General features: G+C 42.3%; 12 protein-coding genes. 2 read left to right on the top strand and 10 right to left on the bottom strand.

Annotated elements, in window-relative coordinates:
* Positions 1–11: 11 nt before the first annotated feature.
* From F9K23_00430 to F9K23_00415, 4 genes are all read right to left on the bottom strand, one after another.
* Positions 12–1,364 (bottom strand): HlyD family efflux transporter periplasmic adaptor subunit, encoded by a 1,353-nt coding sequence (locus F9K23_00430; GenBank protein KAB2918636.1) that lies wholly within the window; start codon positions 1,362–1,364, stop codon positions 12–14.
* A 172-nt stretch (positions 1,365–1,536) separates the two neighbouring features.
* On the bottom strand, positions 1,537–5,103 hold the full coding sequence (locus F9K23_00425; protein ID KAB2918635.1) for a T9SS type A sorting domain-containing protein: 3,567 nt from the start codon (positions 5,101–5,103) through the stop codon (positions 1,537–1,539).
* A gap of 133 nt (positions 5,104–5,236) precedes the next feature.
* Entirely contained in the window at positions 5,237–5,995 is a 759-nt protein-coding gene (locus F9K23_00420) for a response regulator transcription factor (GenBank protein KAB2918634.1), read from the bottom strand.
* Positions 5,982–9,023, bottom strand: a complete 3,042-nt coding sequence (locus tag F9K23_00415) for a hypothetical protein (protein KAB2918633.1) — start codon at positions 9,021–9,023, stop codon at positions 5,982–5,984. The genes F9K23_00420 and F9K23_00415 overlap by 14 nt, the downstream gene beginning before the upstream one ends.
* 82 nt (positions 9,024–9,105) lie before the next feature.
* On the opposite strand from F9K23_00415, the gene F9K23_00410 reads away from it, so the two are divergent.
* Together F9K23_00410 and F9K23_00405 are read left to right on the top strand one after the other, a co-directional pair.
* Positions 9,106–9,762 (top strand): ribulose-phosphate 3-epimerase, encoded by a 657-nt coding sequence (locus F9K23_00410; GenBank protein KAB2918632.1) that lies wholly within the window; start codon positions 9,106–9,108, stop codon positions 9,760–9,762.
* Positions 9,763–9,792: 30 nt separating this feature from the next.
* Positions 9,793–12,252 carry a TonB-dependent receptor gene (locus tag F9K23_00405; GenBank protein KAB2918631.1) on the top strand — a complete coding sequence of 820 codons (2,460 nt, stop codon included), beginning with the start codon at positions 9,793–9,795 and terminating at the stop codon, positions 12,250–12,252.
* A gap of 115 nt (positions 12,253–12,367) precedes the next feature.
* Here the strand turns inward: F9K23_00405 and F9K23_00400 are convergent, their stop codons facing one another.
* The 6 genes from F9K23_00400 to F9K23_00375 form a co-directional block, all read right to left on the bottom strand.
* Positions 12,368–13,858 (bottom strand): MBOAT family protein, encoded by a 1,491-nt coding sequence (locus F9K23_00400; protein ID KAB2918630.1) that lies wholly within the window; start codon positions 13,856–13,858, stop codon positions 12,368–12,370.
* A gap of 9 nt (positions 13,859–13,867) precedes the next feature.
* A complete protein-coding gene (locus F9K23_00395) occupies positions 13,868–15,679 on the bottom strand; it encodes a LysM peptidoglycan-binding domain-containing protein (protein KAB2918629.1) in 1,812 nt (603 codons plus the stop codon).
* A 22-nt stretch (positions 15,680–15,701) separates the two neighbouring features.
* On the bottom strand, positions 15,702–17,240 hold the full coding sequence (locus F9K23_00390; protein KAB2918628.1) for a hypothetical protein: 1,539 nt from the start codon (positions 17,238–17,240) through the stop codon (positions 15,702–15,704).
* Positions 17,240–17,482: an acyl carrier protein gene (locus F9K23_00385; GenBank protein ID KAB2918627.1), complete on the bottom strand. Its 243-nt coding sequence runs from the start codon at positions 17,480–17,482 to the stop codon at positions 17,240–17,242. Before F9K23_00385 ends, F9K23_00390 begins: the two co-directional genes overlap by 1 nt.
* 202 nt (positions 17,483–17,684) lie before the next feature.
* On the bottom strand, positions 17,685–19,358 hold the full coding sequence (locus tag F9K23_00380) for an alpha-keto acid decarboxylase family protein (GenBank protein KAB2918626.1): 1,674 nt from the start codon (positions 19,356–19,358) through the stop codon (positions 17,685–17,687).
* A gap of 77 nt (positions 19,359–19,435) precedes the next feature.
* Positions 19,436–21,052 (bottom strand): NAD(P)-binding protein, encoded by a 1,617-nt coding sequence (locus F9K23_00375; protein ID KAB2918625.1) that lies wholly within the window; start codon positions 21,050–21,052, stop codon positions 19,436–19,438.
* Positions 21,053–21,350 lie beyond the last annotated feature (298 nt).

The following is a 21,350-nucleotide window of genomic DNA, read 5'->3' as shown; positions in this document are numbered from 1 at the left end:
CCTGTCGGTGTTTAGTCTTCAATAATTATAAAGTCTCCCCCGCCGGCACCTTGTTTTGGGGGTGAGGTATCTTTTTTAGCCGTATCAGCAGGGTTTACTTTTACTCTGGTAAGGCTATCGTGCAACAATGCCCACTTCATACTGGCAGTATCGGCCATATCTTTCAAAAACACTGTTTGTCCTTCTTCCAGACCGTATTTCACATACGCATCTTTGCTGTTGGTAGCCTCAATAATTACCTGCTGGCGCACCACACTTGAACCGTCTTTTTTAAACACAAACGATTTATTACCCGATACATTCACCGCCTCAACGGGAACGGTAAGTACATTATCAAAGCCACTGTATTGTATGTTGCAACTGGTAGTCATTGAGGGGCGCAACGTGCTGTCTTTTGATAGTACATCAATCACCACTTCAAACACTTTGCTGTTTTGGTTGGGACGTTGCTCACCAATACTGGCTACTGCTTTTACCTTCCCTTCCAATTTCTTTGAAGGGTCGGCATCCAAACCTATTTCTACCTTTTGACCTGTTTTTACTTTTTGTATGTCTACCTCGTTCACATACGATACTACTTCCATTTCCCTTAAATCGGGCAGGTTGGCTACTTCTGGGTCCCATACATTTATAGTACTACCCACTACCCTTTTACGCCCGTTCCACTCTTTGGCATAAATAATCATACCGCCTTTGGGGGCTGTAACGGTTAGCTCTGATAGCAAATCCTGAAATACTTTCAGTTTATTTTGGGCTTTGGTAAGGTCTGATGATACAATGCTCATCTTAGCCTTTGCCTGTGCCACTTTATTTTTATACGTATCCTTCTTTTGATTTAAAGCCCGTTCAGCCTTTTCGTAAGAGATTTGTACTTGCTGTTTAATAGCGGGGGCTTCGTATTCAGATTGCTCCAACTCCAGCTTTTTCTGCTTCAACTCATAATCATAATTCACCAGTTCATCGCGGGCTTCACGCAGCGATATGGCTGTATCCAACTGGGTTTGATTATACTCTGATTCCTTTTTCTGAACGTTCAGCAATTCTTCATTCAGCTTGCTCATTACCTCAGTTCTATCCAGCGAAGCCACATAATCACCGGGTTGCACCACGGAACCTTCAGCGATAATGTCGTTAATTTTTATCTGGTAAATACCGGCATTACGCAGCCCTGTGGGGGCGGTAATATCGGTTTGCGTTTTTGCTCGCAATTCACCCGTAACGGTTATCACCACATCAAAACGCCCCTTGGTAACTTTGGCAGTAACATTAGACTCGGGGCCTTCGTTACCTGAGAAAAACAGCCACCAAACAGCTAATGCAACCAGCAAAGCAACAACAATATATAGTATAGTTTTTTTGTTCATAGTTCTCCTAAATTCATCAAAACAACGAATATATAGAAAGCAAAGTATAGCTATGGGTAATTTAGACAAATTATTAACTACAAGGCATTAAACAATCATTATCAATCCCATCCAAAGTAAAAAACAAAACCCGCCTCAACGGGCGGGTTTTGAAAGAAATAGCGAAGAACTATTATTGATTTGTCTTCATAAATTTAAATACCGACAAATGACCGCTTTCATCCAGTAGTTTAACCATGTAAACTCCTTCGGCCATATTTGAAACATTGATAAAGGCTGCACCTGCTTGTAACGTTCCTGCTGAAACCTGACGACCGTTAATATCAATAACCGTGTAAGTAACTGCACCTTGCACTCCCTCAATGTTCAACACATCGTTGGCAGGGTTAGGATACGCAGTATATTTTAGGTTGTTTTCTTTAACTGACGAAGCTTTAGAATCGGGGTAGCTGCTGGTTGGGTCATAGCTACAATCGCCGTATTGTGAGGGGCTGTATATAAGTGATAAGCTACTTGATACAGTCCCGCTATTAACAACAGCACCATTTAAGATTGTAGGATTATTAAGCGTGCTTGTATTAGGCATTGTAGAAGAGTAAAAGTAAACCATGTAAGCATCAACCAAAATATCCCACTCGCTTGCTCCTCCGGGTGCAAATATGTTCGCAGGGTCTTGACCCATGTAGTGGTCTATTACCAACCCGGTGGTTGTGAAACCATATATGTTGTTATCAAATGTATTGCACGACACTAATACAGACTGATAGGTGTTGCCTGGTAACATATCGTTTTGTGCGGGAGATGGACAAATGAACGGATTCATTTTAGGGCTCACAATTACACCATAGGTATTGCTTGCAAACAGGTTTTCAGAAATTACACATGGAGGAGGGTATGTTTGGTAAGCGGGAGCAAAATCATCAATGTACGATTCAACACCGTATGAGCATGAGTTGAATATGTTATTCCACACAAAATATGGCAACGTTTTTTCTAATAAAATACCCCTTACTGAGTTAAACTCATTACCCTTAGCTATGGTTACTTTGAAACTGTTTTTAACTTCAATCGCTCTATTACCCATACTGGTAAAGGTGTTGAAATCGGTAATTTCGATATGGTTACTTTCATATACCCCTATTGCAATACCTATCTCGTAACCTGTAAAATTATTAGCGTTTACTACTTGTATATAGCCTGCGCCATTGGTTATATTAATACCTGTACCCATCCAACCGCTAAAAGTGTTAGCATCAATGTAGGTATTTAGGGCCTCATCGATATGAATACTCCTCATGTTTTCAATTCCGGCAAAAGAATTAGCAACCCCTGTGAAAGTGTTTCTAAAAATACCATCAGCGGCTGAATTGTTATGTATGTCGATATAATGATTAGAGGCTTGATAGTTAAACGCAGCATCGACCTCGGTAAGTGCACAGTATGGCTTTGCCACATACATATTACTAAAACTGCTGTTCTGGATCAACGCCCCGGGGGAAGTAAAGTTTGTAAGAGCTATGCTCACCTTGTTGTTAGTGAAAGATGTTTCATCCACCCTTACTGTAGCATCATTAGCATATATGGCTACCACAGCATCTTTAATTACTGAAGTAAGTGAGGTAACTATCATACCATCGCGCATCACTTCTATACCTTTCCATTGCTGGCAGCTAAACAATGTTGAATGCTCAATGTTTAAACGGGCACCGGGTTCAACCACAATTTTTGAACAAGGGCGCATCAGTATATTTGAGTTTCTAATGGTAAGCATCGCTCCAGACATTACCCGTATCTCACCTTCAAAAATTTCGTTCACACCATTGATTACAGTTGACCCGTAGAATTTATTGTTGCGGGGGTAATTCATTTTATACCCTTGGGTACAATCTTCGCCCACAAAAATTGCATTTGAGACGTAGCGACGTGATGGGCAGTTTACATCATATCCCTCAACATGATACAACCCTTTTACGGTAGGCACATACGTTGTACCACCAACAAGCAAAGGCACTCCGTTTAAGTACCAGCTATAACCGCTATATAATGATACAACTGAAGGGTCAACACTTAAGCTGGCAGCTGGCACGTTAGGACCGCCTGTATTTACAATACGTAAGTAATCAGGCGTCATGTAGGTAATATAGCTCTCTTCGGATGAACCGCTCAAGCTGGTTAAACCTATTTGTGTACTGTTCTCAAACTTACCGGTAACAAAAGTGCTGTTTAAACCTATATGGTTATCCATGCCCCCAACAGTTTCATTACCCGTTTTTCCCGCACGCCATAACCCTTGCAGATTACCGTTGCTTTCGCTCACCCGCGATATGTAAATATCTGTACCACCGGCACTGGTTGCCGATAATGGGGTAGTACCGTTAAAAGTAGTAGTACCTGTAAAAGAGCCTCCGATTTTATAGGTTGTACCTCCGCTTTTAAAATCATGGCGAACTGAGGTTACTTTTTCTTGTGATCCGGTAGTATTGGTTAGCTTAACAACTCGGGTAGGCGACCACTGGAAGAGTCCCGTTGGAGTATATGCTGTGGTGTAAACATCATTATTACCTATTGCAGAAGGTGATACCGATGCTGTAGCAGATGCATTATCAGTAATGCTCACTTGATAATCAAAGTTTCCGGCTACGTATAATTTGTAGTCAAAATAATCAAAATCGATATAAGCATTTATCCCGCTAACACCTACTGAATTTACAACAATCATTTCATTTACCCATGACCATGAAAACGTAGCTGCTTGCATGTTTGAATTAATTCGGCCTACATAGGCGGCACTACCTCCAAAATTAGTAAGCATTGTAGTGTAGGGAACAGGAGAACCAACGCCTCTATAAGGCTGATATGCAATAGCATTACCCCCGCCTTGTGCATATTGACCTGAGACATAAATATCAGCATTTTGGCTACCTTCACGACAAGCTATATCAAGCCCCATGTCGTTTTGAGTGCCGCCTATTTTTGATACCCAAGCAGTATTAAAATACGCTCCTGATACTGAACTATGGGTATACATCACAAAGGCATCGTAACCTCCGTTACTGCTTATTGAAATAGGGAGAGCCCCGGGCGTACCTTGGGATGCATTAAAACCAAAAACAGTGGTACCGCAAAAACGGCCTGTAACCACAGCCCCTCCTGTTGCAATTCCATACACTGCTGTTCCGGTTTCTTGGCATTCGCCACCGCTGCCGTATGTTTTTGCCCAATACAGGTTACCATTAGGATTGTAATGTGCAAGAAAAATATCGTTGCCTTGCCCAATATTGGCAGGAATAGATATTGATGTGCCTGATTTTCCGCCAAAGGTTACGCCCACATTGCTGTTTACTGAACCGGTGATATAAACACCACCGCCCGACGTGGATATAGCCACCTTGTTTAAGTCGGTGTTGTCTTTTAATGACCCACCGATTGAATTGGCCCACAATACCGAACCATCGCAGGCATATTTAACCAGGTAAATATCTTCATCGCCCGCACTGGTAAGGGTGGTAGCGCCAAAAGTTATCGTACCGGTAAAAAAACCCGCTGCATAAAAGTTAGATGAACCCCATTCTTGGGCAATACTGCTTCCCCAATCGGTATTGGGTGCACTGGTGGGAGTTTGTGCCCATAGAAATGCTTCAGGGTTTTGTTGCCCAAAAACAGACCCTTTTGCAAATAATAGAAATAAGAGTAAAAACGTGGAAAATAAACGCTGCTTAATTACTGACAGTGCATTCATAGATTAAAAAATTAGGTAATGTGTTTGGTTTAGTACACGGCTAAGTTTTCACATTACATTAATTTAAAAAACCTGAAAGGAACAAGCGTACGGTTTTGGGTGACAGTTGTGCCCAGTTTTTGAACAACCGTTTTTAGCCTATTTGCAGATTTCTCAAAAAATCGTCCCTGCGACGCACTGATATTTCAACCTTGCTTCCATCGTCCATTACGGCATAGCCTCCTTTGCCTTTTAAGTACTTACTGATGCGTGAGAGGTTTACAATGTGGGATTGATGCACCCTGAAAAAACCAAAATCTTCTAACAACTCTTCGTACTCTTTTAAGGTTCTGCTCACGGTTACCTTTTTGCCGTTGTTCAGGTAAAATGTGGTATAGTTTTTCTCCCCCTCCAGCTTGATAATCTCTGAAAGCGTTGCAAAGTATATCTCTCTTGCCGACGGTAAAGCTATTTTCTGATTGGTTTTATTATCCGTATTTGTATTGTGTATCAGCACTTCAAGACGCTTTTTTGTATACCCGTCCGTTTTTTCCAAATACCTGTTTACAGCCCCTTCCAAATCGGTAGGATCAATAGGTTTTAGCAAATAATCTAATGCTGAAAATTTAATTGCCCGTATTGCATACTCATCGTGTGCGGTAATAAACACCGTATTAAAAGCGGGTTTTTCAAATTTTTCAAGCAAGCTGAAGGAGTTGTCATCAGTAAGCTCCACATCCAAAAAAACCAATTGCGGTTCGGTTTTCACAATCAGCTCATAAGCCCGGGCTACGCTTCCGGCTTCGCCCACAATCTCTATATGCTTACCCATATCCTCCAACATATATTTGAGGCTTTCACGGGTACTCAATTGGTCTTCAACAATAACTACACGTATATTATCCGTTTGCATAAGGAATTTTAATTAGTACTTGCGTACCCGCCGGTGATTGGTTATCAAATAAATCATTTATTTGCACATTTGCCCCGTTTAACCCATAATTGGCAAACAGCATTTCTAAACGATCAATAGTGTGATTTATGCCTGTTGATTTATGCTTAGCTTTCAATTGGCTTGTTTTATACGCTGCCATACGACCTACTCCGTTATCCGTCACTTCAATATGCAAGTGCGTTGATGATTTTGTTACAATAAACTTTATTTTCCCCTCCCCTCTCGGGCCTATCCCATGTTTTATCGCATTCTCTATAAACGGTTGTATCATCATCGGTGGTATAAGCACACGCTCGGCATCAATGCCGTTATCAATTTGCCTCTCAAACTCAAGTTTGCCGTCAAACCTTGCCTTCTCCAGCTCCACATATAAATTAAGCATATCCGCATCTTCTTGCAGGGTAATAAAATTTTGTTTACTGTAGTCTAATGCGCTGCGAATCAGTTTCGAAAACTTAGAAAGATATATAACCGCTAGTTTGTTTTGTTTAGTAATAATAAAATCCTGAATAGATTGCAGGGTATTAAAAATAAAATGAGGATTCATTTGTAAACGCAATGCTTTTAGCTGGGCCTCAACCAATCCCTTTTGCAAACTTGCCTCGCGCCGCACTGCATTAAGCCGGTATCTTACCCCTGCATACACCATTGCTGAAACCGCCGCTACAACCAATACCCAAAACCAAACAGTTTGCCAGTATGGTTTTTTAATATAAAACACTATTTGCCGCTCGTGTATACTTTCGTTACCAAATATGCTTGCCGCTTTTATTCTAAACACATATTTACCGGGCGGTAATGATGAATATTTAATATTGTTTGACAACGAGTATTCCCACGCTGTATCCAGCGGTTCAAGTTTGTATTTGTACCTTACTTTTCCCCAACTGTAAGTACTTGTTTCTGTATTGATACTGAAAAAATTATTTTTATATCCAACTTCAATAATTTTTCCCGACTCAAAGGAGCCGGTTATATCCCCTACTGCAAATTTATCTATCAGTACTACAGGGTTTATTTCTTTTAATTTATACAATGATTGATAAATAACCGAAATACCCCTTCTTGTGGCAAAATATACCCGCTCACCATTATCAACAACATCATTCACATCGTTTGAAATCAGCGAATTATTAACGGTGTAATGAAATATTTTATGCAATACTCCTTTCTCTGATATGCTGAATTTATAAGCTCCGTTGCTGGTTGCGGCCCATAAGACTGAATCGCCCTTTACCGTAATCCCCCTGATACGATTATCCGATGGCTCACCCAGCAAATACTGTTGCAACTGTCCATTGTATAAACAATATAATATGTTGGATGATGTTGCTACCAACACTGCTCCATTTTTGCACACATGAAGACTAGACACGCCAATCCCGCATACGGGATATTTATCCCTCATTTTTATCATTACCCCGTCGGGCGTTAACTTCATTAACCCGTGCTTTTCAAAGCCAATCCAAACATTTCTGTCCCGGTCTCTCTCAAAAACTCTTGGAAAATATGTGATACTCCAACCGTCGGCAGAATCCGTTATCCTTTTTTTCTTACTGCCTTCAAAATATCCTACACCCTCCAAATCAATATAAAATGTCGTATCATTATGTTTAAGCAAAAAAACAATGTTTGTAACCGGGAGTTCCTGTTTTGCCGTTTTGTTTTTGGTATTAAATACCACTGTTTTTCTGGAACTGTTTATCAAAATTTCGTTTACATCTAATTTTTTAAAGAAAAATGCATCCGAAACTCCGTTAGCATGGTCTTTAAATTCTTCCACCCCACCACTCTTAGTATATCTGTAAACAATACCCTCAAGATTTATTGCCCAAATCCCACCTTCTCCGTCATCAACCGCTCTCACTATGTTATCACTAGCCGGATAATTGATCTTGTTAATATATCTTGCTCCCTCTGAAAACACTTTTACCAATCCCCACGGTGTAGCCATCCATATATTATCTTCTTTGTCCCTTTTTATCGTATAAACGTGCTGATTAGCAAAAAACATTTTGCTCGTTTTCACATTCAGGTTCTTATCATACTTCACCAACCCTTTTTTCGTAGGCATCCACACATCACCGTTGCTCTCTTCATATATATTATATATCTCATTATTACCCCCGTAGTTTTCATTTGCGCTTATCAATTGTTTAATGTTCCTGTTTTTCAGCACTTCAAAAACACCATTTGATGTAGTAAGCAATAACCTGCCGTTTCGCAGCATTGTCATACGGGGATAATACGCCTGCCAAGCATTATTGGTAAATTCTTTTATATATCCGCTGCTTCCTATTTTTGTATCCAGCCACATCATTCTATCATCTAACAAAATCAAGAAAGTACCCGGAGTTTGCTCAATAAAGCAAAAAGAATTGCCGCTGGGTACTGAGTAACTTTTTGTGCTTCCGTTGGGGTATTGAACAATAATGGTTCCTTGTCTGGTAAGAAAGCACATATTGCCTTGGGAATCTTCAGTCACCCATGATACCGGCTCAAACTTCTCCGTATCAATAAACTTTGGTACCACAAAGGTTTTCCCGTTGTAATAACACACCTTACCGTTAAACGGTAGAAACCACAAAACATTCTTCCGGTCTTTATAAATATGAAAGCCTCCACGGTCGGGAAAACCATTCGAAAGGTTAAAATTTGTAAATGTTTCCCCGTTATATCTGCTAAGCCCGTAATCAGTAATTGCCCATATATATCCCAGCGTATCCTGCTCAACACAATAGGTATTTGTATATGGCATACCATCCTCAAACGTGTAAACAGTATGTGCTAAGTTTTGTGTAAATGCGTTTGTTTGAACCAATACCGTAATCAACACCGCAATGCAATACTTTTTGATAAGGCTCCCCATATTTAACAGATGTGTAATCGACTGTTTTTGTTGCTGCAAAATTGACATCATAACGTAATACCTGTAGAATAGGGCTAACCCTCTCCAATATCCGAAACTAATATCAAGATTAGTCATAATAAAGCAACAAACAGGTCTGTTTTAAGGTCACTCTTGATAACGGTTTCATACCCAACGTAAAAAAACTACCTTTGCCCGCATGAGTTTTTTATTGGCACCCTCAGTACTTTCAGCCGATTTTGGCAACTTACAACGCGATATTGAAATGATTAACCGCAGCAAGGCGGATTGGTTTCATGTGGATATTATGGACGGTGTTTTTGTACCCAACATCTCGTTCGGGTTTCCCGTCGTTAAGGTGATAAAAAAATACGCCCAAAAACCTTTGGACGTTCACTTGATGATTACAAAAGCCGAACGTTATGTAAAAGAGTTTAAGGAAGCCGGTGCTGACATACTTAGCGTGCATTATGAAGAAGCTGTGCATTTGCACCGCACTGTTTACGCTATAAAAGGCGAGGGAATGAAGGCAGGTATTGTGCTCAACCCGCATACGCCCGTAAACGTATTGGAAGATATTGTTGCCGACGTTGATTTGGTGTTGCTGATGAGCGTGAACCCCGGTTTCGGCGGTCAAAAATTTATTGAAAACACGTACGCCAAAATAAACACCTTGAAAGAAATTATACTGCGTAAAAACTCGCAGGCTGTAATTGAGATAGATGGCGGAGTAAATTTGGATAATACTGCCGCACTGGTAAAAGCCGGTGCCGATGTATTGGTTGCAGGTAATGCAGTTTTTGCTACTCCCGACCCATTGCAAACAATAGAACAATTTAAAAATATAACAATTTAATACCCCATATTGCCGTTTACAACATTGCTAATGCTGCGCTATACCATATTACTATTTACGTTGTTGGGAAGTATTGCCTTGTTTGGGCAAAAAAATGCCGTTATCACGGGCATTGTTACTGATTCACTCGGGCGTAGTGTTGAAGACGCAGGCGTAAACATTAAGGGTAGCGATAAAGGCACTTTCACAGCAAAAAACGGCAGTTACACGCTATACATACCCGCAAACACTGAAGTTACGCTGATATTTAGCCACATTAGTGCTAAGTCAGTGGTTAAAACCGTTGGGCCGTTTGCCCCCGATAGCAAAAACAAGCTAAACGTATCGCTTGGGTTTAAATACTTTGAACTTGCTGAAACCGAGTTTGAATACGAGCGCGACAGGGGTTTACCCATTATCACGCTTAACCCCAAAGTATCAGGTCTCAACCCCAACGTATCGGGTAATTTTGAAAGCATTTTGCGCACCCTGCCCGGTGTTACATCTAACAACGAGCTAAGTTCAGCCTACAACGTTCGCGGGGGTAATTTTGACGAGAACCTTGTGTATGTAAACGATATTGAGATTTATCGCCCGCAGATTGTGCGCAGCGGCCAGCAAGAGGGGTTAAGTTTTATCAACCCTGATATGGTGGAGAGTGTGCGCTTTTCGGCAGGTGGTTTTGAAGCAAAATACGGCGATAAACTTTCGAGTGTGCTGGATGTGAAATACCGCAAACCCGAAAAGCTTGAAGCAGGCGCTAACCTAAATTTTATGGGTGCCAGCTTGTTTGCAGGCGGGCGCAGCAAACGCCGTCTTAGCTGGATGCTGGGTAGCCGCATACGCAGCAACCAATACATACTAAACAGTTTAGACGTACAAGGCAGCTACAAGCCTTTGTTTGTGGATATACAAGGGTTATTTACCTACGATATCAGCAAAAAAATGCGCCTGAGTTATTTGGGTAACTATGCCTTAAACCGCTTTTTGTTGGTACCTGAAACCCAACGCACATCGTTTGGTACAGTTACTAACGCTTTACAACTGACTGTGTTTTTTGACGGTAGCGAATTGATGCGCTACAATACCTTTATGAACGGCCTTACGTTTGATTGGGATGCAAGCAAAAACACCAACCTTAAACTATTAGGCTCATACTATACCAGCAGCGAAACAGAGTACTTTACCACCGAAGGTGCTTACCGCTTAGACCAGTTGGACAACGAACTGGGCAGTGATGATTTCGGGCAGGCAAAATTTAACCGCGGCGTAGGATACTTTATCAACCATGCCCGCAACAAACTTGACGCACAAGTAGCCTCTATCAGCCACAAGGGTAATCACATTACTAAAAAAACACAGCTGTTTTGGGGTGCTACCTTCCAAACCGAATCGGTAAAAGACAGGGTACGCGAATGGTATTATGTTGATTCAGCAGGTTACTCTGTGCCGTTTAACAGCGGCGATACACTTAACATTAACAGTTTTGTAAAAGGCTCTAATGCCCTACAATCGCAACGTATATCGGGCTATATACAAAACACTACCATGCTGATAGATTCTATCCGCTTGCAGGTTACTTACGGTATCAGAACTAACTATTGGTCGCTAAACCAACAAAACGTTATCAGCCCGCGGGTACAAATTTCGTTTGAGCCTTATCGTGCTTATAACCGCCGCGTAAAACACGATAGCCTTAAAAAATTAGACTGGAGCTTCCACTTTGCGTTCGGCCATTACTACCAACCTCCGTTTTACCGTGAATTGCGCGGACTTGACGGCAAGGTAAATACCAACGTAAAAGCCCAACGCAGTATCCATTATGTTTTTGGCGGCGATATGAACTTTACTGCTTGGGGTAGGCCGTTCAAGTTTTATTCAGAGGTGTACTACAAACAACTGGATAACCTTGTGCCCTACCAAATTGAGAACGTCCGTATCCGTTATTATGCCAATAACAACTCAAAAGGCCGTGCTTTTGGTTGGGATGCCCGTATCAACGGCGAGTTTATTGAGGATTTGGAATCGTGGTTCAGCCTCTCTATCATGAGTATCAAAGAAAACATTACTTACACTGATACAAAGGGTGTACAACGTGAATCAGGTTATATACGCCGCCCCACCGACCAACGTTTTAATTTGGGTATCTTATTCCAAGACGAGTTAGACAGGTGGCCACGTTACAAAATGCAGCTAAATCTTGTGTACGGCTCTAACCTGCCCTTTTATTTAGGTGCTGATAACCGTTATAAGGAAGGCTTTAAACTCCCTGCTTACCGCCGTATCGACATTGGTTTCTCTCGCGATATTATTACCGAGGGTGATAGTGTTACTTCAAAAGTGGGTAAATGGTTCAAAGGATTGGCTCTTAGCTTACAGGTGTTCAATCTAACCCAAGCCAACAATACCATTTCATACATTTGGGTGCGCGATGTAGAGGGTACTACTTTTGGTGTTCCTAACTACCTAACCAGTCGCCGTATTAACTTAACTGTGTTGATGAGGTTTTAAGCCTTTCGACAGGCCTCAGGAAACTCCCTTCGACAAGCTCAGGAAACAACCTTGTGCAGGCTCTGGAAACAATCCCGCCAAGCTCACTCTTCGACAGACCCATTCTTCGACAAGCTCAGAATTGTAGGTAAATAAACGGTTGTGTTTCTGAAGAATAGAATTGGTAGATAAACAATATCACCACAAGCCCAACCACTGCCTTTAAAGGCCAATACAACTGTGTAAAATACTGCACCATTGTATCTTTAAGGTGCAAGGGCAAGAAATGTATCAATGCGGCCAATGCAAATACTATAAACTCGCGGTAATAAATAGGAAACCATTGCAAGGCAATGCTCCAATCCATTTTCACGAACATCATTTCGTACATATCCCAAGCCACGGGTACTTCGCGCACGTTGAATATCACCATGGTAAGGCTTATAAAGGCAAACGTAAGCACTATACTTACTACTGAATATACATTGCCGTTGATACTCTTTTTTAGCGATGCCCGCCAGTTTTGGCTGGCTACGTCCCAAGCAATGGCAGCACCGTGCAACGTACCCCAAAGTATGTAGGTAAACTTAGGGCCGTGCCACACGCCCGATATTACAAACGTGAAAAGACTGGCCATTACAATACCTGTCTTCTTCATACCCCGCCATGCAAACGACATGGGCATAAACACGTATTCGTTTAGCCAGCTGGACAGGGTTATGTGCCAGCGTCGCCAAAAATCGCTGATGTTTTGCGCCATAAACGGGCGGTTAAAATTGCCTTGCAACTCCAACCCCAATAGTAATGATATACCCAGCATCATATCGGTATATCCGGCAAAATCATAGTAAAACTGTATCGTGCCCATTAACACCGCCATCAGGTTGTCAAAGCCCGAAAACAGTGTAGGCGATATAAATACCCGCTCGATAAAATTCACCCATAAGAAATCGGCAATCAGGTATTTCTTTACAGCTCCAATCAATATTAAAAAGAACCCTTTCCCGATAAACTCTTCGGTTACGGTTAGTTTGGCCTGCAAACGAGGCAATATGTCGCGGGCACGTGCAATGGGGCCGGCTATGATGGTGGTAAACAATGATACATACAACAGGTAATTGATGTAGCTTTCTTCGGGCTCGTCAATCATTTCGTTGTAGCAATCAATCACATAGCTGATGGTTTTAAAAATATAAAACGATATCCCGATGGGCATTAAAAAGCTGCCTTGGGGCGGCGTTAGTTTGGTGCCCAGTAACACATCTACGTTTTCAAGAATAAAAGGAGAGTATTTAAAATACAGCAACGAGCCCAAACTTACCACCAACGAAAGCAGCAGCCACGCTTTCTTCTTTCCTTCGCTGTGAGTTTTAAGAATTTGTTTGCCGATAAGAAAGTCGCTTGCCGCAACGGCCATCATCAGCAACACATACAAGCCGCTAAGTTTGTAATAGATAAACAAGCTAAACAGCAACAGCACAGTGTTGCGCGTTTTTACTTTATTAAATACCCCGGCATAAACGAGGTAAAAGACCGAAAACAGTGCGAAAAAGAATACCGAATTGAATTGCAGGGGATTGAATTTGCTGTACTCAAACTGCTTAAAAAATGCCAACGCCTTGTCCATCTTCCCTGCTTACCTGCTTATAATTAATGTTTGTCCTATGCGTATTGCATCGCCACGCAGGTTGTTCAACTTTTTAATTTGAGCCACGGTTACTCCGTGTTTCTTGGCTATCGACCACAATGTGTCTCCGTTCCTCACTTTATAGCGAACTATTCCATCAGTCTCTTTCTTCTTGGCAGGCGTTTTCTTTGGCTTGGCAGTTTCTTTTTTAGGGGTCGGAGTAACGGTTTCTTCCACCACTGTTTCCGTATTCTCAGTCACCGAAGCAGTTTTGGGTGCAGGCTTATCAATGTATATATCCAGCTTTTGCCCCCTGCGCACCACTACGGTTTCTAAACCGTTCCAATCCATTATATCGTCTACATCCACCTTGTATTTTTTGGCAATGGCGGTAAGTTTTTCACCCTTCTTCACGGTGTGTACCACCTTGGTTTTGGTACTGTCGTTTTCAGGGTCAACCAAGTTATCTTTAGTAATAAACAAGCCGTCGTTAACCGTTGCTAAGTTTCCGTCGGCCACTACTAAACGCTCAGGTCGGCCTTTTAGGTAGTGCATGTACGAGTTTAAAAAGGCATTCAGGTATAAATCGCCTTTTAGGTGATACCCTGCCGTGGTTAAATGCACTTTGTCCTTCTTAGCCAGTTGGTGCCTGCGCCATTTAAGCATAGAGTACCGTCCGCCTGATACCGAAAAGTAATTGTACCAAGAGACATCGTTTTGTTGTGCTATTTTTTGGGTAAGCTGCGAAAACTGAAGCGTGGCAAATACATTTTTACGTTTGCGGTAAATATCCTGCGAACAAGACACGATAATAGACGCATTGGGAGCAGCCTGTTTAATGGCTTGTATCACCAGTGTAAGGTTATTGCCCAACTCATCCTCTTTAAACGTGAATCCGTAAAAGTCGTTGGCTCCCAAATCTATCACCACCATATCAGGCTGCATTTCCTGCAAATGGCTGTTCATAAGGGTTTGGCCTAAAATGCTGTTATATCCCGCACCGTTTATACCTACACTATTATACACCACTCCTTTGTTGTGCGGGGTTTCAATCATCAAACCGTAACACTCAAAATGATTTTGAAGGCTATCGGTTTGGTTCATAAAAACAGCAAACGTATCGCTCACCATTGGCAAATCAACGGTAACGTATGGCAGGTGAAGCTGGGTATTGGTTTTCAGGTAAATAGTATCATCAAGGTTGTTCAGCTTAATTTTAAGGTCAAAGCTGGCGCTGTCTTTCTTGCAGTAGATTTTAAGCACCGTAAAATCGGGCATCAATATCCCACCCTTAAACCCAAACTTAAAGCCTGCTTCGTTATCCTTGGTTTTGGCCACCGCTCCCGCCAAACCAATATCCATAAAGTTGGGGTTCTTAACGTTGCGCGCGCCTTCCCAATCGCCGTACTTCCACGTGCGGTAATCGTAGGTAGAGTGTGTGCCTGCACAAGCGTACGGGAATATGAAACCACGTCCGCCGTACCCGAATATCTGCTGGATATTCTCACGGATATACCCTGTAAAAAAGTCGGCTTGTATGTGCGAGTCGCCAATGTGCAGTATGTTCACTTTTTTGCTGTTGGCATTTGCCAGCTTACTAAAGAAGTTATCTACTGCAGTTGCATTGTCCCACTCAACAAAGTTGCTGCTGTACTTTATAAAAGGTAAATAGCGCTGATAACGGGCAAATTGTGAAAGGTATCTTTCATCGGTGAAAGTATCGTTCAGTTTCAGCCCCTTCATGCCCGTATTCTGGGCACTAACAGTCAGGAAGCTAACCACTCCGAAAATACTGACTAATATATATTTAACTACTTTCAACCGTTTGTAAGTTAACGCTATCTTATAAGTTTTGTTGTTTAATTACGTAGTTGTTGTACTCACGCATCAACGCCGTAAATATAAGGTTTGCCATTATCTTTTGTCCTTTGGGTGATAAATGCCCGTCAAGCGCACACAAACCCTTTCTATTCCACGTAAGTATTGAGTTATCACCGCCCATTGCATCCAGCAAGCTCCAAAAAGCACAGTTGGCGCGCAAGGCAGCCGCTTTCTGCACATCGCTCAGGCAGCGCACTTGCTGGTACGATTGTGCATCACTCCCTTGCTTATAGCCCATATCGCCGTTACCAATTACCAAAATACTGGCATTGGGGGCTGCTTTTTTAAACTTCATAAACAGGCGGTAAAAGGCATCTTCGTAATACTTGCATTCTTTTTCACTTTCTAAATACGGTATCATATTGGCACCGTATTGAAACACAATAAGGCGGGTATTGGTAAGTTTTGCTTGTGTAGCCAGATAATTATCGTCGATACGCATTAAGCCGTCGCCGCTATGTCCGCGAATGGCATAATTATCAACGGTGATACCTGTTGAGTCATCCACCAGCAATCCATAAATATCAGGGCTGTTATTACCCAAAAACTCTACCCTAAAACCGCTTAATCCCGCTGGTATTTTAAGTTTTGTTTTGGCAAAACCTAATTGGGGTTTTATGGTATCGGCACTTAACAATTCATTACCTAATGTGTAACAACGCACACCGAAACCTTCGCTGCTGCGCCCGTACATTAACGATACATCGTTGTACTTCACCCCGCTTGAAAAGCGGTAGGTAACCCCTGCATTTCGGGTATATTTTACCAACTTCTGCTTTGCAGCAGGTACCGGCTGGCTATCGGTTTTGGGTTGTGAGCTATCAGTATTACCCAATGAATCAATGGCAGGTTTGGGAACTTCGGGCAGCACTTCGCCTTTTGCAAAACGAAATACCGAACCACTCAATCCGTAGTAACTGCCTTTAATCTTGTTGTTAAATACATTGTAGCGCGTCCATGTACCTGTGTTTGTTCGAGTATAAGACGCACAGCTTGCCACATCGTCCAAGGGCACAAATCCAAGTCCTTTGCCCCCGAATTTTGCCTGCAAGTTGCTGCGAATGTGTTCGGTAACACGGTCGCCTTCTAATTGTGAATCGCCGTAGTGGGCCACGCGCACCACTGTATTGTCTTTCTCGTCAATTAGTGAAGCAAAAAAGGCATCCAACGCGGTTGCGTTGTAAATTTTATTATCGCGCGAAGAGGTATCGCCCGGTTTTACTAAAAATGCTGAATCAACCCTCCCCTTCTTTTTAATTTTTTGTACGCTAATGGTATCTTGTGTCATCAGCTTATCGGCCAGTTGTTCGGCGTTTTCGTTCACCGTGGCCGTATCGGGGGTAAGTATGTCTGAAAGAGTAATGAATTGCAGTCTGCCGCTTTTATCACCGGTTACTTTACTATCCCAGGCAGCAAACGTATTCTCATACACAAAAGAAAACAGTACCAGTGCCCCATTAAGGACAAACAAAATGGCAACGGCTTTCCATATTTTATTCATCAGTTCTTTTTGGCTTCGATAAGACGCAGTAAATCACCAACGTTTTTCATGCCTATTACTTCTTTCAATTTAAATTTTATGCCAAACTGCTCTTCAACGGTTGAAATAAGCGTGTGGTGGTTCAATGAGTCCCAACGCTCAACATCTTTGGCGGTCATTGCATCGTGAATTTCTAAGTTAGTATCTGCAAACACCTTGCGGAAAACAGCGGTAGTTTGCTCTTTTATCTCTTCGGAAGTCATTTTGTTTGTGTGAGTGTATATTTTGGCGGAGCAAAAGTACTAAAAGCCAGTGTATAATTATAAACTCAACGCTAAAGGGTGTATAGTATTATAGGCTTAGGTAAGCAGTACAAAAGAAATCCCCTTAGTAGCAAGTACCAAGGGGAATATGAATCGGGAGAGAGAGTTGCTAAAACTACGGACAGAATATTATAGCCTATGTTTACATAGTTGCTAACCGCTTAATCTGTGGCGGTAAATCAGTTGAAGGAATATCTACCTGCACTACTGATAGTGTTTTGGTATTCTTCTTCACTTCGGCCAGCACTTTATCAAGTTCTTTATAGGTTTTCACCAAATATCCTTTGCCGCCCATCACTTCGGCCAGCTTGTAATATTGCCAAACAGGTAGAATGTTGTAAGGTCTGAATTCACCTTGACCTTCAAAGGGAGCTAAATCAACCAATGCTTGCTCAATGCCGTAGATACCGTTGTTCATTACAAACACAATACTTCCGGGGCAATGGTTGGATAACATGGATAGGGCTTGATCGACCATTTGGAAACCGCCATCCCCGCTAAACGATACGGCTCGTTTGCCCGATGCCAGTGCAACGCCTGCTGCCATGGGTGCGGCTGCACCTATTGAACCCCAAGCAGCCTCTGACACGAAGCCGTTTTGCTTTTTAATCACCAAATCGCTTACCACATACATCGAGTCGCTTTCATCTACCAACACTATCATATCGTCGGTAATAAAATCCTGCATCCTTCTGAAAAATCCGTTAAAGGTTATCTCGTTGCCTTTATCGGGCACATCCAATAAGCCTTGCGCTCTAACGGGCTTTCCTGTGGGGCTTTTATATTTTGCAGATTGTAGTCGTTTTACTAAAGCGGGCAATAAATCGTATGTATAAACTCTGGGGAATTTCTGATATCCAACTCTTACACCTCCGTCGTAAGCAACGGCCATATACTTATAACTGCTGTTAATGATATCCAGGTAATCATCCGTAATGATGGTGCCTAAGCAAAGTAAAAAGTCGCTGTTATCTACCTTTGCCCTTAAATCAGCACTGCTCGCAGCTCCAGTGTAAGTCCCGATAAAGTACGGATTATCTTCAGCCAGTAAGGTTTTGGCAAGCAATGTTGTTATATAGCCCAACCCTGTGGTTTTTAGCAGATTCTCAAATGTGTTTTGCAAACCATACCGTTGTAGCTCTATACCACCCCAAATAATGGGCTGTTCAGCATTTTGAAGTGCTGCGGTTATCACACTCAATACCGCTTCTAACTGTTCAGGGTCGCTTTGCGGTAACTCTAAATCCAGCTTTTTCAAAGGTCGGGGGCAAGGTGCTTGCCACATATCCTTGTAGCACTCAATATATACGGGTTTCTTGTGGATATAGCATTTCACAATAGCTTCGTCTATCAAGGCAGGCGCGTTAGGAATATCTCCAATGGTAACGGCAGCCGCGGTGATGTTTTCGTAGGCTTTTTTGTTGGAAGTAAAATTGCCCGTTGAGTGATGTATTAGCACCCCCAACTCGTTTTCGTAAAACATATCGCTGTGCGATGGATGCCCGTTTAAAAACACTACGGGGTTACGCTCAACCCACGAACTTGCAATACCGTTAATCAAACTAAAAGCTCCTACACCGTAGGTTACGCTAATGGCTCCAAACCCTTTTAATCGGGCATACGCATCGGCGGCATATCCTCCGCACAATTCGTTGGGAGCATTAATCAATTGAATATCGGGGTGCTTTTCCTCAAGAATATCCAAAAACGGAGTCATAAAATCGCCGGGAACTACAAACAAATGGGTAAGTCCCATTTCTTTAAGTCGCTCAGCTATGTAGTCCGATATGGTATAGGTAACAGGTTTAGTTGTCATTTTCAGAGTATTGTTTAAAAAAGTTCCCCAAAGCGTTTGCTGAGGGGAACCTGCGTTGATAGCCTGTGTGTATGGATTTATTTACGCGGAAGATAGTCGAGTTTAAAGTACCGCTTCATCATGTCTTCAGCGGTTTCCAGAGAGCCTTCCACCCAACCTTGGTTGTTGCTGTAAGCCTCCCCGATGATGAACACGTCTTGGTCTTCTACGGGTTTCACCATCTTTTTAATAATTTCATCGTAACGGTAGCCTGCTTTCCACTCATGCCAGCCACCACCGTATGGGTCTTCGCTCCAATCGTGGAAAATAGCTGCATAGGGCATATCCAGTTTTTGCTGGCCGTGCATGGTTTCCACCTGTTTGTGTGCAATCTCTACCATGCTTTGGGTAGCTACAAATTGCGCAGGGGGTACGGGGTCAATGCTTTTGTTTTCGGGTTTGTCGTTACCACCGTATGGCTCGTCGTTTTGCAATGCTTTCCAAAATGGCACTGTGCTTATATCGTTGTACGAAGCCATCAGTAGCGATTTTGTATTGTTAGGGTCTGCACCGGGTTGGTCGCCTTCACAACCAAAATAATATACTTGCCTAATGGGCATATCAGTAATCGAACGTCCTGCCCAAAGATTAAGTGCACGCCACCAAGGGTAATCATACCCCATAAACAGTTTAAAGGCGTGTTGTATCAAAACGCTACCCACGTTGTTCTTTAAAAACTCGTTTTCTTGCCATTGATCCCATTCAATCAGTTCAAGTGATCGGCGTGGCATTGCAAGTATTATTTTATCTGCATGCACCACTATACGCTCATCGCTGTTGTTATCGTAATGGGTTTTAAAATCTTGGGTTTTAGTGCGGGTAAATACCAACTCATACTCACCGTTTTTAAGTCGCTTAATAGACAGCAGCTTGTGGTTCATATTTATTTCACCGCCATCTGCTTCAAATTGTTCGGCAAGGGTTAGCGGCAAATCCTGATACCCTTTTGTAAGGGTACGGAAGCTGGTGGTAGGACCGAAATCACTCACTGGTAATTGTGCTACTGCACTGGCGTTGGCCACGTTGGCATCATAACCACCGGCATCACGCATATAGCTAAATGCTTCATTGGTTAGAAACACATTTAGCAAGTTCCAATACCCCATTTTATACAAAGGAGTACCAAATACCTCTACCTTAAACCAGTCTTCAAGCGTAAGGTTTTTAGCATTAGGAACTAATACATTCATTACATAAGCCTGCAACTGATCGGGGTTCATCCCTTGTTCGCTCCAACTCAGGTTATAAGGCACTGCGCCTTTAATGCTTAACTCTTCCAGCGTAAGGTGCTCACCGCGCAGGTAATAATAATTTTGCGACGCGCCGATTTCAGGGTCAGGGTTACCCATCGGAAAATCCTTAGTAGGAAGTTTCAGATAGTTAATCAACCCGGTAACCAATGGCTGCGTTTCAGGTATGTAGCGCATTCCGCCCAATTCAGCCACTACATTGGGCATACCGGGCAATGTGCGCGAGAATAAACGTCCGCCAATGCGATCGCTATATTCATACAAAGCCACTTTGCTTTTTTTCCCGTTAGCCTTTTGTAGTCGCCATGCGCTGTATGCTCCCGCAACACCGCCACCTATTACGGCTACATCCACCTTTTTTGATGCCGTGGGTGTACCTTTTTTTGCTGTAGTTTGTTTAGCCATTTAATTTAGTAATCAGGTTTTTCAGTTATAGAAACCGCTTTTTTCAGTGTTTCTTTTATGGGATAATTACTGAGGGCAAGTTAGATTTACCAAGGGTTTGACGGATACAGGTAAAATACGCTATTTCAAAAACAGGTATTTTTACGGGGTAGCTTCTTTTTCGTCTGTATCACCCAAAAACCTTATTATTGCTCTGTGTCCGTTAATAATCTATTGTTTATAGCGGCTGCAAAGTGTTTCGACAAACGTTACTCGCTGTGGCACAGCGTTTGAGCTTAATACAAAACAAATCACTTAT

This window comes from Bacteroidota bacterium (assembly GCA_008933805.1).
GTDB lineage: Bacteria > Bacteroidota > Bacteroidia > UBA8524 > UBA8524 > SB11.
The sequence above is the reverse complement of the archived record's forward strand: the minus strand, read 5'-3'. Positions and strand labels throughout refer to the sequence as shown.

Excerpts from the sequence above, each read along its gene's own strand:
- F9K23_00430 (KAB2918636.1), bottom strand. The coding sequence starts at position 1,364 with ATGAACAAAAAAACTATACTATATATTGTTGTTGCTTTGCTGGTTGCA.
- F9K23_00420 (KAB2918634.1), bottom strand. The coding sequence starts at position 5,995 with ATGCAAACGGATAATATACGTGTAGTTATTGTTGAAGACCAATTGAGT.
- F9K23_00425 (KAB2918635.1), bottom strand. The coding sequence starts at position 5,103 with ATGAATGCACTGTCAGTAATTAAGCAGCGTTTATTTTCCACGTTTTTA.
- F9K23_00415 (KAB2918633.1), bottom strand. The coding sequence starts at position 9,023 with ATGACTAATCTTGATATTAGTTTCGGATATTGGAGAGGGTTAGCCCTA.
- F9K23_00385 (KAB2918627.1), bottom strand. The coding sequence starts at position 17,482 with ATGACTTCCGAAGAGATAAAAGAGCAAACTACCGCTGTTTTCCGCAAG.
- F9K23_00405 (KAB2918631.1), top strand. The coding sequence starts at position 9,793 with ATGCTGCGCTATACCATATTACTATTTACGTTGTTGGGAAGTATTGCC.
- F9K23_00410 (KAB2918632.1), top strand. The coding sequence starts at position 9,106 with ATGAGTTTTTTATTGGCACCCTCAGTACTTTCAGCCGATTTTGGCAAC.
- F9K23_00375 (KAB2918625.1), bottom strand. The coding sequence starts at position 21,052 with ATGGCTAAACAAACTACAGCAAAAAAAGGTACACCCACGGCATCAAAA.
- F9K23_00390 (KAB2918628.1), bottom strand. The coding sequence starts at position 17,240 with ATGAATAAAATATGGAAAGCCGTTGCCATTTTGTTTGTCCTTAATGGG.
- F9K23_00380 (KAB2918626.1), bottom strand. The coding sequence starts at position 19,358 with ATGACAACTAAACCTGTTACCTATACCATATCGGACTACATAGCTGAG.
- F9K23_00400 (KAB2918630.1), bottom strand. The coding sequence starts at position 13,858 with ATGGACAAGGCGTTGGCATTTTTTAAGCAGTTTGAGTACAGCAAATTC.